Here is a 13,865-nt window from a genome sequence, read left to right as displayed (position 1 = left end):
GTTAAAGCGGTTAAACTTATTAATATTTACTTCTATTAAAAAGGCAATTTTAAACTTTTATTTATCCTCAAAGTTAAAGCGCTTATACTTTTGAAAAGAAAGGCTGGTGTGTCCGTGATTAAGAGTGAGAGCCGGCGGCAGACGTTCTACATGTATCTGTTCATTTCCCCATGGCTGGTTGGCTTCCTTATCTTCGCCCTCTATCCTATCTTGTCGTCGCTGTACTACAGCTTCACCGATTATGACATTATTCATCCGCCCAAGTTCATCGGTCTCGCCAACTACACGGAGATGTTCCATAACGAGCTGTTCTGGCGGTCCGTGAAAGTCACCCTAAGATATACCTTCATCAGCGTGCCGGTGCAATTACTGCTTGGTCTCGGGTTCGCCCTGCTGCTGCATCAGACCATCCCCTGGCGCGGCTTCTTCCGGACAGCGATGTATTTCCCGAGCATGGTCTCCGGCGTTGCGATGTCGCTCCTCTGGTACTGGATCTTCAACCCGCAGATCGGCCTCTTCAACTATATGCTCTCCTGGTTCGGCATCCACGGCCCGGCCTGGCTGATGAATCCCGATACGGCGCTGTACGCCCTGATTATCATGTCCTTCTGGACAGCGGGCTCCGGCATGATCCTCTTCCTCGCAGGTCTGCAGGGGGTCCCGGCCAGCCTGATTGAAGCCGCTAACCTGGACGGGGCAGGACGCTTCCGCATTTTCATGAATATTACACTGCCGATGATCTCACCAGTCCTGCTGTTCCAGCTGATTATGGGTCTGATCGACTCCTTCCAGGTGTTCACGCAAGCCTTCGTCATGACCCAAGGGGGGCCTAACTACTCCACCTGGTTCTACGTCTACAATCTGTATACCAGTGCCTTCAAGGAATACCGGGCCGGTTACTCTTCCGCGCTCGCCTGGGTCCTGCTAATTGTCGTCATGCTGTTCACGGCCGTTATTATGAAGCTGTCTAACCGTTACGTCCACTATGAAGGAGGCAGCCGCCGATGAGTACCGTTAAGGCCGCGCGCCCGCTTAGCCCGCCTTCCCGGCTGCGCCGGAGAGCTGATCCTGTTAAAATCGCCAGCTTCATCACACTGATAATCACCACATTCCTCATGCTGCTGCCGCTGTTCTTCATGGTCTCCACCTCGCTGAAATCGAAACGGGAAATGCTGAAGTTTCCGCCGACCTTTCTGCCGGAGAGCTGGGCCTGGAGCAATTATACAGATATTTTTGAGACTCTACAGTTCGGCACACTGTACAAGAACAGCCTGATTATCGCCGGCCTCTCCGTCTTCGGCACCCTGCTCTCTTCGGCGCTGGTCGCTTACGGGTTCGCCAGATACCGGGGACGCGGCAACAACTTCTGGTTCATCCTGCTGCTGAGCACCATGATGCTGCCTTATCCGGCCATTATGATTCCGCAGTTCGTGCTGTTCTCCAAAATGCAGTGGATCGATACCTTCCTGCCGCTGATCGTCCCCGCCTTCTTCGGCTCGGCGTATAACATCTTCCTGCTGCGGCAGTTCTTCTCTACACTGCCCGAAGAATTGTTCGACGCCGGACGGATTGACGGCTGCGGCGAGCTGCGGATGTGGCGGACCATCGCCCTTCCGCTGTCTGCACCGGCGCTGGCGACCGTTGCAATCTTTGCTTTTATCTACAGCTGGAATGATCTGCTGACTCCTGTGCTCTATTTAAGCTCATCGGACAAATTCACGCTTCCGGTCGGCATGGCCTCGCTCACCTCATCACGTTTCCGCATTCCGCCGTGGCATCTGCTGATGGTCGCCTCTGTCCTGGCTATGGTTCCGATCGTCACTCTGTTCGCTATCGCCCAGAAGCAGTTTGTGGAGGGCATTGTGCTGACAGGCATTAAGTAATCCGGGTCCACAATACTTGAAATCATGGAGGGATTGGACAATGTACAAGATCATGAAGAGCAAGAGGTCGGCCGTCCTGCTTACAACAGCCCTGACAGCAATGGTAGCTGTATCGGGCTGCGGCGGCGGCAAATCAGCAGGGAATGTGTCAGCAGGGGGCAGCGGAGCCGGGAACTCCGGCGGGTCCGGTGAACAGGTGACAATATCCCACTATACGATTGACTCGGAGGACCGCACATTCATTGAGAAGCTGATTCCTGACTTCGAGAAAGAGCATCCGAATATCAAGGTTAAGGTGGAGAAGGCACCATACGAGCAGTTTGACAGCAAGCTGCAGACGCTGATTGCCGGCGGCAATTCCCCGGATGTTACGAGCCACTACGGATACGGCGGTTTCGCCGAGTATTATAACAAAGACATGCTGCTCGACCTGACCGACCTCATTAAGGAAGACGGCTTCAAGGCCGAGGACTATAACATCCCCGAGAATCTGATGAAGATCTACACGGTGAACTGCCATACCTACGGTATACCGGTCAATATGTATGTCACCCTGATGCTCTACAACAAGGATATGTTCGATGCGGCAGGTGTCTCCTATCCGCCAAGCGACTATGAAGATAAGAGCTGGACTTTTGAGCGGATGGTTGAGGATGCCAAGAAGATGACCCTCGTCTCCGACGATATCGCCAAAACGCAATACGGCGTAGACTTCACCTGGGCGGAACGGGATATGCGGCCGCTATACTTCGGGGCAGAGCCTTACTCCGCGGATACCTGGACCAACGGCGGCGTTCCTTCCGAGACACATTTCGACTCCCCTGAGGTCATTGCCGCTTACCAGAAGCTGTTCGACCTTGTCTTCAAGGATAAGGTGTCCCCCACTTCCGAGTGGAGTAAAAGCGTAGCCGGACAGAACGGCGATCCGTTCGTTGCAGGCAAGATCGGGATGTCGATCGGCGGTTCCTGGAACCTCGCAGGGGCTAACGATTTTCCGTTCAAAATCGGCGTAGCTGCAGTGCCGTGGGGCGGCAATGAGCAGGTGCGCAGCACACTGTTCGTCGATCCGCTGCTGATTCTGAAGGATTCGAAGCATCCGAAGGAAGCTTTTGAATGGATCAAATACCTGATGACCACCGAAGTCCAGGAGAAGTCCATTGAACTCAGCGGCGGCAATCCGCCGGTCAACACCGAAGCGGCTGAAGTTTATTACAAGCATTTTGACGGAATTGATCCGGGGGATGTGAAGAAGGTCTACGAGGGCGCGGTCAAATACGGCTATGAATCCTATAACCATCTGATCACCAACTACTCGCAGATCAATGACATGTTCATTAATGAGCTGCAGCCTGTCGAGACCGGACACAAGACGCTGGAAGAGGTGATGCCGGTGATTCAGAAGAAAGTAACGGAGATTATCAAAAGATAAAGCGGCAGCAGCCGCATAGGTAATTATACGTTTAGCGGAACACCGGCGCTCCCTGTATACTGAAGATAGTTACTAGCACCGGAAAATCCGCCGCAAGGAGCGTTTGAGATGAAAGTAAGTATTTTTGATGTAGCCAAAAAATCAGGGCTGTCCGTGGTCACCGTATCGCGGGTATTAAATGGTGCCGGGTCTGTGCGGGAGAACAACCGCCAGAAGGTGCTCGATGCGATCAAAGAGCTGGATTACCGCCCTAATGCAGCTGCACGCAGTCTGGCCAGCGGCAAGACCGGCATCATCGGCCTGATTGTAACGACACTTCAGGATTCCTTCTTCGATGCGGTGGTCAAAGAGCTGAATGAGACGCTGGCCCTGCATGGTTATTTCCTGGCAATCTCCATCTCTACGGGCATCGGCTCGGACGAGAACCACTATCTGATTCAGGAAGACCGCGTAGACGGGCTCATCCTGCTCTCGCCGATGAAAGAAGACAATTATATCATGGAGCTGAAACGGCGGGGTATCCCTTATGTGCTGATTGACAATCAGCTGCCGGAGAACGATACCTACTCGATTACCATCGATAACTTCAAGGGAGGATATGCCGCGGCCAGCCACCTGCTGGAGCTGGGGCATACCTCCATCGCCCATATCTGCGGGCAGGAAATGTTCCGCAGCACGCGGGAACGGCGCTCCGGCTTCCAGCAGGCACTGCAGGACCGGGGGATTACCCCGTTCGAAATCGTCTCCGGCGAATTCGAGATCGAGATGGGTTACAGCACGGCGAGACGCTGGCTGCAAGCAGGCACACTCCCCACGGCTGTATTCGCCGGAGATGACAATATCGCTCTCGGCGTCATCAACGCCCTGATGGAAGCGGGGGTGCGGGTGCCCGGAGAAGTTGCAGTGGTCGGCTATGACGACCACTATATTGCTTCCCAGCTCCGCCCGCATCTGACCACCCTGCGCCAACCGGCGGACAAGATCGGAGTGGCGGCAGCCGCAGCCGATATGCTGCTGCGCAGACTGAGCGGCGAGATGAAGCGCGGCTCGAACATCCGGATCGACCCGGAACTGATCATACGGGAATCTACGCATTTAGAGTAGCATTGGAGTAGCCGCAGAATGAATAACATTGTGAATAGTCTTTTGCAAACATACTTAGGCGCAGAGCCCACGGAATTATCCTTCTATACAGAGATTCTGCTTGTCACTAACGGACTGGGTGGCCCTTATTTCTAACAAAGCTCATTGTTTTGTAAGCTAACGGACTCCACGGCCTTTAAGTGTGGACATTGACTCCGATATGGGCTGCCGGAGAGGCAATAAGCGCTGTACGGTCCGTTAGCCTGGCAAAAAGACTACAATGAGAAAAATAACGGCCCTACGGTCCGTAAGGATTAAAAGAGCTTACAGAACAAATCTAAATCCGAGCAATGAAAGCAAATCGACAAAAGTGGACATCAAAGAAGGTTAGGCTATCAAAACTAAGCATATGCTTCCGAAGCGAGTTTTGCGAAGAGAACATCGAAGAAGGTTAGGCTATCAAAACTTTAGGAGTGACGACCATTGGCTTACTATTTGGGGATCGATGGGGGAGGCAGCAAAACCTACGCCCTGCTAAGCGATGAACACGGCCATATCCTCGGCAAAGGCAGGAGCGGCAACGGTAATCACCAGACCGGAGCGCAGCAGGCCGCGGCAAGTATCCGCGAAGCAGCCTTGGCCGCTCTGGCTGAAGCCGGACTCCGGCTGGAGGATATCAGGCATACGTACCTGGGCCTTGCCGGGGCCGACCGCAAGACCGATTATGAGATCCTTCATCCGATGATCCGCGGCATCGGATTTACAGCATACACGATCAGCGGCGATCCGATGATCGGCCTGCGGGCCGGTACGGACCGCCCCTACGGGGTAGCCCTGATCTGCGGCACAGGCACTAACGCAGCCGGCCGCAACCCGCAGGGCCAGCACTTTCAGTGCGGCGGCTTCGATTATATGTACGGCGATTTCGGCGGCGGAGGCGCGCTGAATATCGAGGTCTTCCGCACGGTCATCCGCGCCTGGGACGGCCGGGAGTCTGCCACCCTGCTCACGGAGCCGCTACTGAAGCTGCTCGGCTATGAACAGGTGGATGACATGTACAATGATTTCCTGGATCACGGCAAGCAGGTACCGCTGGATGCCGCCCGCTTGCTCTTCCCGGCGGCGGCCGAAGGCGATGCTGCAGCTCTGGCTATCCTGCACCGCCAAGGTGTAGAGCTTGGCAAAGCCGCAGCAGCCGTTATCCATAGATTAGGCATGGAGAATGATGATTTTGATGTAGTGCTGGCCGGAAGCCTGCTGACCCGGGGCGACCGCGGCTGGATCCGCGGCCCGATCGAACAGGCTGTGCGGGAAACCGCACCGGCCGCAGCTGTAGTTACTTTGTCTACGGAGCCAGTCGTCGGCGCCCTCTGGTCGGCGCTGGAGAGTGACGGCATCACGATAAGCGATGAAATGTATGAGAAAATGCGTCCCTTTGAAGAGTTTGAATATATCCCTATCACAACAAGACAGGAGTGATTCATCTTGGCAGCTAATCAAGGCCTTAAGATCGCCGTTATCGGCGGGGGTTCTTCCTATACCCCGGAACTCGTAGAAGGCTTCATTCTGCATTACAAGGAGCTTCCGGTCCGTGAGCTATGGCTTGTGGATATTGAAGCCGGCCTGCATAAACTGAACATCGTGGGCGCTCTGGCCAAGCGGATGGTCGAGAAATCTGGTCTCCCTATAGAGGTTCACCTCACCACCGACCGCCGCGAGGCCATTGCAGGTGCCGACTTCGTCAGCACCCAGATCCGCGTCGGGATGCTGGATGCCCGCGCCCGCGACGAGTCGATTCCGCTGAAATACGGCGTGATCGGCCAGGAAACGACCGGCCCCGGCGGAATGCTGAAAGCGCTGCGCACGATCCCCGTCATCCTCGGCATCTGCCGTGATATCGAGGAGCTGGCTCCGGACGCCTGGCTGCTCAACTTCACCAATCCGGCAGGTATGGTGACCGAAGCGGTACTGAGGTATTCGAAGGTGAAGAGCATCGGCCTCTGCAATGCCCCGATTGGTCTGATTAAGCAGGTATCAGCCAAATATAATGCGGCCCCAGACCGGATCTATGCCGAATTCGTCGGCCTCAACCACCTGCACTGGATCACCCGCATTGATGTCGAAGGTGAAGACAAGCTGGATGACATGCTGGCCGATACCGCCGGCTACAGCGCGAAGAATGTTCCGGCGCGCGAGTGGAATCCGGAGTTCCTGCAATCGCTGCACGCCCTGCCTTCCTATTATTTGAAATATTTCTATATGACGGATGCGATGCTTGAAGAGCAGCAGGCCTCGGTTAAAAAAGGCGAGAACCGTGCAGAAGTCGTCAAGCGTGTGGAGGAAGAGCTGTTTGAAATCTACGGTAATCTGGAGCTTAGCGAGAAGCCGAAGCAGCTGGAGCAGCGCGGCGGAGCTTTCTATTCAGAGGCTGCCGTCAACCTGATGCGTTCGCTGTATAACGGTACCAATGACATTCAGACGCTGAATGTTGCGAACCGCGGCATCCTGGACTTCCTGCCGGATGATGCCAGCATCGAGGTCAACTGTGTCGTTACCAAGACCGGCCCGTTGCCGCTGCCGCTGACCAAGATTCCGCCGATGGCCAAAGGGCTGATCCATGCGGTCAAGACTTACGAGCAGCTCGCCATCGACGCCGCCGTTACCGGAGACCGCAGCCTGGCTATTCAAGCCTTGGCGCATCATCCGCTTGTCCCTTCTGTCGAAGTGGCTATCGCTATGCTGGATGAGATGCTGGAAGCGAATAAGGAGTATTTGCCGGCATTCTTCGGATAAGAGCCCGCGTCTGTACCTGCCTTGTACTTCCCCCGGTCTTAGGGGACGTCAAATCATCAGGTGTACAAATTGAAAAAAGTTGTTATACGGGACCGAACGATTTCATATATCTAAAGCATGAGTTTGATAAAAGGGGGGAATAGGTTTGAATGCATTCGTTGCCCGCTCTTTAGATGAAATACGTTTCTGGTCCAGAATCATGAAGGAGCATTCGTTGTTTTTAAAACTTGGTTTCAGATGTGAAGATACTCAGTTAATTAGGGAAGCAGAGCAATTTTATGCCACATTTGAAGCCATAGAAAACAAAGCGAATACTTTTGACGTTGGGACAGATCCTCAGAACATTCAGCGGTTTAATTCTGAGGTGCATACTGCTGTGTCCCATATCTGGGCATTTAAAAGAAAGGTGCTTGGATTAATACTGCAATGCAAGCTGCCGGGCGGAAATAACTTCCCCTTATTGGTTGATCATGTAAGCAGAGAAGCTAATTATTTCCGAAACCGCTTGAATGAACTCAATTCAGGGCAACTAGAACCCTTGCCTGATGCGATTATTGACGAGAATGTCTTCTTTCTTAAGATTATGGCTGACCACGCGAAATTCATCGGTCATTTGCTGGACCCCTCTGAAAGAAAATTGGTTGACCAGGCACGAGAATTCAGTAATGAATTTGATACGCTTTTGTTTCAAGCCATGGATTTAAGTCATATGCGGCCACAATCTCAAACCGTCCCTTTATTAAGCCAATTTGTTGATGAAAACAAGGTATCTGTGAAATCACTCCGTGATTTCAAAAAAACTGCACGTGATTTAATTGAGGAATGCCGAATCAAAAGCATCATTCATCCGTTACTGGCAGACCATGTATTTCGTGAAGCTGAACGTTTCCTTTTTATACTCGATATGTTTGATAAATCCTTGTCGGGTGTTAAGGTGAACAAGCGGGAAATCCTGTTTTAAACGAAGAATCGCACCTAAATGGATAAAGGCGAATTCCCACTCCCTTCCGGGTAAGAATTCGCCTTTGGTTCATGTATTTCTTATTCGATGGCCACGGTTATAGGCTCAGGGTTATTATCATTGCAAATAAGCTCTGATCCTCCCAACCATCTCCTGAACCTCTTCATCCGTCAAATAGGTCTGGCCCGGATTCATCTGGAACGTGGAGCCAAAGTCCGCCTGCCCGTCGTACTTCGGAACGATGTGCATATGAAGATGATGCAGCTTGTCGCCGTAAGCGCCATAGTTTATTTTATCCGGCCCAAAGGCCTTGTCCACCGCTTCCGCTACCTGTGCGACATCATTCATGAATGCGGACAATTCGTCTGCGGTTAGCTGGAACAGCTCTTTTACATGATCACGGTAAACCACATTGCATCTTCCCTTATACGTCTGCTCCTTGAACAGAAAAACTGTCGAAACCCCCAGCTCGCAGATTTCAATCATCAGGTTGTCCCGCCGTTCATCCTCCATACAGTACATACACTCCTGATTCTTCTCCATGCCTTCAGATCCTTTCCCCTCTGGATTACACTGCGTTTCTCAGTACATGCTCTATACTGCTCCACAAATCTGCTGCCGACTATTAAAACGGTTACACTCTATCGAATTCGGAGCTCCTGGTTACGCCCGGTGCTGCTTGCGGTACTGCAGCGGAGAGCGCCCCGTAATTCCCTTGAACATCCGCCCGAAATGAGCGATGCTCTCAAAACCCGTCGCTTCTGCGACCCGGGTGATCGGCCAATCTGTTTCCGTCAGCAGCGTCTTCGTCTCGCGGATGCGGACATAATTCAGGTATTCGATAATCGTAAAGCCTGTCGTCTGCTTGAACGTCCGGCACAAATACGTGGAGCTGATGAAGAACTGCTCGGCTATCCCGCCAAGGGTAAGCTTCTCGCCGTAGTGGGCATCCAGAAATTCAATGATGCCGTACACCCGGCGCTGCCCCTCGCTTTGTTCGGGAGAGACCAGGGCGGGCTTCGCCTTGCGTATCCGCTCCAGCTGGATCAGCAGCTGCAGCAGCAGCGTCCTGGTATATTCACCGCCCCACAGCTTAGCCTCCTTCTGTTCCCCCAGCATGGCGTAGAGCAAATCAGCAATCACTCCCTGCTCATGCGCAGTGGGCCGCAGCAGGAAGCTCTCCCCCGCAAAGACATTCATCCAGTTCGGCCCGGGAGCAGCCGGTTCCAGATACGAATCATCGAAGCTGACCAGGACCCGCTCATGCGGCTGGTGGTTTCCGCCCGTTGTGCGGTGCAGATGATTTTTGTTAATAAACACCAGGTCTCCGGCCTCCAGCGCGTAAATACGGTTGCGGATATAGTAATGCCTTTCCCCGGACAGCAGATAGTAAATCTCATAGAAATCATGGAAATGGTCGATGTCCATATTGAAGTATCCGCTCCGCTTGAGCTGCTCAATCTGAAAGATGGGCTCCACTCTGCACCAGGCCTCCTGTGAGGATAAGATATGCATACTTTCGGTCTAAATAGACTAAATACCGTTCACTTTCTGCATTTCCTATACTATAAAATAGAATCAAATCCAAGTAAATGGAGTGATCCCCTTGTCCAAAAAGAAATATGTAATCGTCGGTACCGGTGGCCGGGCCGAATTTTTCTACGGCGCTCTTGTTACCGTTTACAACGAAACGTCCGAGCTGGTGGCCATCTGTGATGTCAATCAGACGCGGATGAATTTCGCTAATCATATGCTGACTGACAAATACGGCTATCATGAGGTGCCTACCTACAAAGCCGAAGATTTCGACCGGATGATTGCTGAAACCAAGCCTGACTATGTACTGGTAACCACCATTGACCGCACGCATCACAAGTATATTATCCGCGCAATGGAGCTTGGCTGTGACGTCATTTCCGAGAAGCCGATGACGATTGACGAAGAGAAATGCCAGGAGATCTTCGATGCCATCCGGCGCACCGGCAAGAATCTGCGTGTCACCTTCAACTACCGCTACGCGCCGCATAACACGAAGATCCGCGAGGTCATTATGGACGGCGTGCTGGGCGAGATCCTCTCCGTCAATTTCGAATGGCTGCTGAACACCCAGCATGGAGCAGACTATTTCCGCAGATGGCACCGCGACAAACGCAACAGCGGTGGCCTCTTGGTGCACAAATCAACGCATCACTTCGACCTGATGAACTTCTGGCTGGCTTCACAGCCGGATACCGTGTTCGCGATGGGCGATCTGCGCTTCTACGGCAAGGAGAATGCCGAGAAACGCGGCATCACCGAGTTCTACCAGCGTGCCTACGGCAGCAAGGCTGCCGAGAACGACCCGTTCGCGCTCCATCTGGACCGCAATGAGCACCTGAAGAGCATGTATCTGGATGCCGAGCATGAAGACGGCTACCAGCGCGACCAGAGCGTATTCGGGGACAATATCAGCATCGAAGATACGATGAATGTTATGGTCAAATATAAGAACAAGACGGTCATGAACTATTCGCTCAACGCGTATATGCCGTGGGAAGGCTTCATCATCGTCTTCAACGGCACACAGGGAAGGATGGAGGTCCGCATTACCGAGCAATCCTACGTCAATTCCGGCGGCAAAAAGGAAAATGAAGGCGCGCTGGAAGGCGTGAATATCATGATCTATCCGCACTTCAAAGAGCCTTACCGCGTGGAGTTCGAGAGCAGCGCAGGCGGTCATGGCGGCGGCGATCCGGTGCTGCTGCGCGATATCTTTGACAAGAAGCAGGAAGACCGCTTTAACCGCGCAGCCTCGCACAAGGACGGCGCAATGTCGATCATGACCGGCATTGCCGCCAACCGCTCCATCAAGACCGGCCAGCCGGTGAAGGTTGACGATATCTGGAAGGCGTAGTTCACGGCCGTCTTCCCTTCCCGCTGGACTTATAGAAGAAGGCGTGCCCCCGGCCCAAACCGGAGTACACGCCTTTTTCTTATGAGACATCACTCCGCTCCCGGCCCGACAGTTCAGCCTCATTCCAGACACAGGGTACCACAAGCTCTACCTTGGTCCCCCATCCGGGTTTGCCGCGGATACTCAGGCTATAAGCCGAGCCGTACGTCAGCTTCAATCTTTTGTTCGTATTGTAGAGTCCGAGATGCTCCGTCCGCTCCTCATCCGCATCCAGCCGGTGCCGGACCTCACGCAGCCGCTCTGCGGTCATGCCTATACCGTTGTCGATCACACTGAGCGACAGCTGCTCTCCTCTGCGCACGAACTTTACCTTAATGAGACCCGGACCCGCTTTTTCCTTAATTCCGTGATAAATACTGTTCTCGAGCAAAGGCTGCAGTACAAGCTTGAAGGTATACAGACGGGCAAGCTCTTCGTTGTATTCATAGATACACTCGAATTTGTCATGGTAGCGCTTCTTCTGAATATTGACGTAGCTGATAGTGTTGCCAAGCTCGTTCTCCCAGGTCACCGTTCCTGTAGGATTGCTGAAGGAGTAGGAGAGAATATCCGAGAGATCTTCGATCATTTCGCTCGCCTTATTAGGCTTGCCGGTCAGCGCAACTGACTCCCAATAGACGGAATGCAGCGTGTTGTAGAGGAAATGGGGATTAATCTGGGACTGCAGCGCCAGCAGCTCCATTACCTGCAGACGGTACTTTTTCTCCAGCAGCTGGGTGCGGATATAGCGGTGTTCGATGAAATGCGTCATCATATTCTGGACAATCAGTGAGTACTCGTCCTTGACCTTTGCGGGCGGCCTCAGCAGCAAATGGCTGTCATCGGCAGCCTTGATCATCATCCTGATCATCTTAAGCTGCTTGTAGTTGCGCCGGATCAGCACGAAGGTCAGCAGAAAGCCGCACACTACAGAGACAGCCACAAACACCAGTGTGTAATACAGAATGCGTGACGGCGTTTTGTACAGCTCTGAATGGCGAATAACCGATACGTACTTCCACTTGTAGCGCTCCGATTCCACCTTCGTTACATTTACCTTCCCTGCCGGTGTGTCCATATCGAAGAAGGACTCCGGCTGCTCTGCAATCTTCAGTAGCTCCGCATGCTGCGGAAGCTCCCCGCGCCCATTGGAGAAGATCACCTGGCTATTCTCATCAAGCACGAACATTTGCTGTGTGGGATAACGGGTAATGTCATTCAACAGACTCTCAATATATTTGGGCCGGATATTGAGAATAATCGCAATCTTGCGCGGTACCAGCACATTATAGAAGGTTACCACTGCAGTCGGCTTCGTCTCGAAGGAATAGAATTTCAGCTCGCGCCTTGCCGTCCATTTCGCGGGGGGGCCCTCATAGCGGCTGAACTGCCCGTACCAGTCGGTATCATAGAAATGATCCAGCGTCACCAGCCCGTCTACGGAGGACAGAAACCGGTTGTACGGATTATCGACATACAGATAGAAGGACTGGATATAGGGCTTGGAGCTTGTAAAGGCATTCAGGAAACTGGAGATAATCCGGTTCGTGTTTGAGCTCTCGTAGGTATACGAGGGGTTCTTAAGTACAGCGGACAATTCGTTAAAAATATCGGCGTTATCGTACAGGGCGAGATACAGCGTGTCCAGTTCATTCAGGATCATCTCCAGTTGGGTCTTCGACTGCTGCAGCAGAAAGCTGCTGTTCTGATTGATATCTGCCTTGATATCGCGCTGGGCGGAGAACATCGAGAGCGAGCCCAGAATAATGACCGGAATCAGCAAAGGAATCAGAAAGATGGCCAGCTGCTTGACGAAATACTTTTCTCTCATGGGGCGGCCGGACCGTTCCGGTATTCACTGGGTGTTTTGCCATAATAGCTCTTGAAGGTGCGGGTGAAGTTCTTGGCATTGCTGTAGCCGACCATTTCACTGACAGTATAGGTTTTGAAGCTCATGTCCTGCAGCAGTCCGGCGGCTACCTCCATTTTATGCTGAATCACATAGTCCGAGAAATTCTGGCCCGTCTTCTGCTTGAAAAAGAAGCTGAGGTAGTTGGCATTCATATGGACCAGCCGGGCCGCCTGTTCGAGTGAGGCATTCTGATAATGGCTTGTGACATAGTCTTTGATCTGGCGGATAATGAAGCTCTCATCGCTCCCCTGCAGATCCTCTGCCGCTGAGCGCTCCTTCTCCACATTCCCTGCCTCCAGCTCCTCACGGAGCTTGACGAATACATCCAGCAGCACATGGTATTTCGCCGGCTTTAGCACATAATTGCTGACCCTGTAATGCAGGGCCTGCTGGGCGTACTCGAAATCGCGGTATCCGCTCAGGAAGACTACCTTGATATCCCGTTTGCTTCTATATAGATCCTCGGCCAGCTCAATCCCGGTCATCACAGGCATCTTGATATCAGTAAGCACAATGTCCACCCGCTCCTCGCCTTCAATGAAATGCAGCGCCTCGCGCCCGTTGCCGGCCTGGCCGATGATATGGAATCCGATCTCATTCCACGGAAAATAACTGGAAAGCGCCTCACGTGTCTCCGTTTCATCATCCACAATCAATAGGTTATACATCCCGCCGCCCTCCTTCCCTGGTTGCAATGTAGTTTCAATGTAACTGCTTACATTCAGTATATCAGAACGCCAGGAGCATATTGCAGGCCATTCGCACGATGAATTAAACTGCTGAAGAAATGATTCCTTTCACAACATCAGGATACCCTCCCCTCTAATTCACGCGGAAAATGATACCCTAATCTAAGATTGGCTCCCTTATAA

General features: G+C 52.7%; 12 protein-coding genes. 8 read left to right on the top strand and 4 right to left on the bottom strand.

Annotated features, from left to right (window positions below; genetic code table 11):
- Positions 1-150 precede the first annotated feature (150 nt).
- The 7 genes from QW71_RS10045 (at position 151) to QW71_RS10015 (ending at position 8,149) form a co-directional block, all read left to right on the top strand.
- Positions 151-1,008, top strand: a complete 858-nt coding sequence (locus QW71_RS10045) for a carbohydrate ABC transporter permease (protein WP_047013715.1) — start codon at positions 151-153, stop codon at positions 1,006-1,008.
- Positions 1,005-1,883, top strand: coding sequence for a carbohydrate ABC transporter permease (locus QW71_RS10040; protein WP_039296929.1), 879 nt, complete (start codon positions 1,005-1,007; stop codon positions 1,881-1,883). The genes QW71_RS10045 and QW71_RS10040 overlap by 4 nt, the downstream gene beginning before the upstream one ends.
- A 40-nt stretch (positions 1,884-1,923) precedes the next feature.
- Positions 1,924-3,312 carry a sugar ABC transporter substrate-binding protein gene (locus tag QW71_RS10035; RefSeq protein ID WP_083442491.1) on the top strand — a complete coding sequence of 463 codons (1,389 nt, stop codon included), beginning with the start codon at positions 1,924-1,926 and terminating at the stop codon, positions 3,310-3,312.
- Between the two features lie 108 nt (positions 3,313-3,420).
- On the top strand, positions 3,421-4,416 hold the full coding sequence (locus QW71_RS10030; RefSeq protein ID WP_039296926.1) for a LacI family DNA-binding transcriptional regulator: 996 nt from the start codon (positions 3,421-3,423) through the stop codon (positions 4,414-4,416).
- Positions 4,417-4,878: 462 nt separating this feature from the next.
- On the top strand, positions 4,879-5,874 hold the full coding sequence (locus QW71_RS10025; RefSeq protein ID WP_039296923.1) for an N-acetylglucosamine kinase: 996 nt from the start codon (positions 4,879-4,881) through the stop codon (positions 5,872-5,874).
- Between the two features lie 6 nt (positions 5,875-5,880).
- Positions 5,881-7,188, top strand: coding sequence for a 6-phospho-beta-glucosidase (locus QW71_RS10020; protein WP_039296922.1), 1,308 nt, complete (start codon positions 5,881-5,883; stop codon positions 7,186-7,188).
- Positions 7,189-7,333: 145 nt separating this feature from the next.
- Positions 7,334-8,149, top strand: coding sequence for a DUF2935 domain-containing protein (locus QW71_RS10015; RefSeq protein WP_039296920.1), 816 nt, complete (start codon positions 7,334-7,336; stop codon positions 8,147-8,149).
- A gap of 117 nt (positions 8,150-8,266) precedes the next feature.
- Here QW71_RS10015 and QW71_RS10010 read toward each other — a convergent pair whose 3' ends face one another.
- Positions 8,267-8,692, bottom strand: coding sequence for an HIT family protein (locus tag QW71_RS10010; RefSeq protein ID WP_039296918.1), 426 nt, complete (start codon positions 8,690-8,692; stop codon positions 8,267-8,269).
- A gap of 120 nt (positions 8,693-8,812) precedes the next feature.
- A complete protein-coding gene (locus QW71_RS10005; RefSeq protein WP_039296916.1) occupies positions 8,813-9,628 on the bottom strand; it encodes an AraC family transcriptional regulator in 816 nt (271 codons plus the stop codon).
- Between the two features lie 127 nt (positions 9,629-9,755).
- On the opposite strand from QW71_RS10005, the gene QW71_RS10000 reads away from it, so the two are divergent.
- Entirely contained in the window at positions 9,756-11,042 is a 1,287-nt protein-coding gene (locus tag QW71_RS10000; protein ID WP_039296914.1) for a Gfo/Idh/MocA family protein, read from the top strand.
- Between the two features lie 79 nt (positions 11,043-11,121).
- On the opposite strand, the gene QW71_RS09995 is transcribed toward QW71_RS10000, so the two are convergent.
- Entirely contained in the window at positions 11,122-12,912 is a 1,791-nt protein-coding gene (locus tag QW71_RS09995; RefSeq protein ID WP_039296911.1) for a sensor histidine kinase, read from the bottom strand.
- A complete protein-coding gene (locus tag QW71_RS09990; RefSeq protein ID WP_039296909.1) occupies positions 12,909-13,661 on the bottom strand; it encodes a response regulator in 753 nt (250 codons plus the stop codon). The genes QW71_RS09995 and QW71_RS09990 overlap by 4 nt, the downstream gene beginning before the upstream one ends.
- Positions 13,662-13,865 lie beyond the last annotated feature (204 nt).

Origin of the sequence: Paenibacillus sp. IHB B 3415 (assembly GCF_000802655.2) — a bacterium.
In the GTDB taxonomy this organism is placed as follows: Bacteria; Bacillota; Bacilli; order Paenibacillales; family Paenibacillaceae; genus Paenibacillus_AQ; species Paenibacillus_AQ phytohabitans.
This window is presented reverse-complemented; position numbering and strand designations above follow the sequence as displayed.

Excerpts from the sequence above, each read along its gene's own strand:
- QW71_RS10045 (WP_047013715.1), top strand. The coding sequence starts at position 151 with ATGTATCTGTTCATTTCCCCATGGCTGGTTGGCTTCCTTATCTTCGCC.
- QW71_RS10040 (WP_039296929.1), top strand. The coding sequence starts at position 1,005 with ATGAGTACCGTTAAGGCCGCGCGCCCGCTTAGCCCGCCTTCCCGGCTG.
- QW71_RS10035 (WP_083442491.1), top strand. The coding sequence starts at position 1,924 with ATGTACAAGATCATGAAGAGCAAGAGGTCGGCCGTCCTGCTTACAACA.
- QW71_RS10030 (WP_039296926.1), top strand. The coding sequence starts at position 3,421 with ATGAAAGTAAGTATTTTTGATGTAGCCAAAAAATCAGGGCTGTCCGTG.
- QW71_RS10010 (WP_039296918.1), bottom strand. The coding sequence starts at position 8,692 with ATGGAGAAGAATCAGGAGTGTATGTACTGTATGGAGGATGAACGGCGG.
- QW71_RS09995 (WP_039296911.1), bottom strand. The coding sequence starts at position 12,912 with ATGAGAGAAAAGTATTTCGTCAAGCAGCTGGCCATCTTTCTGATTCCT.
- QW71_RS09990 (WP_039296909.1), bottom strand. The coding sequence starts at position 13,661 with ATGTATAACCTATTGATTGTGGATGATGAAACGGAGACACGTGAGGCG.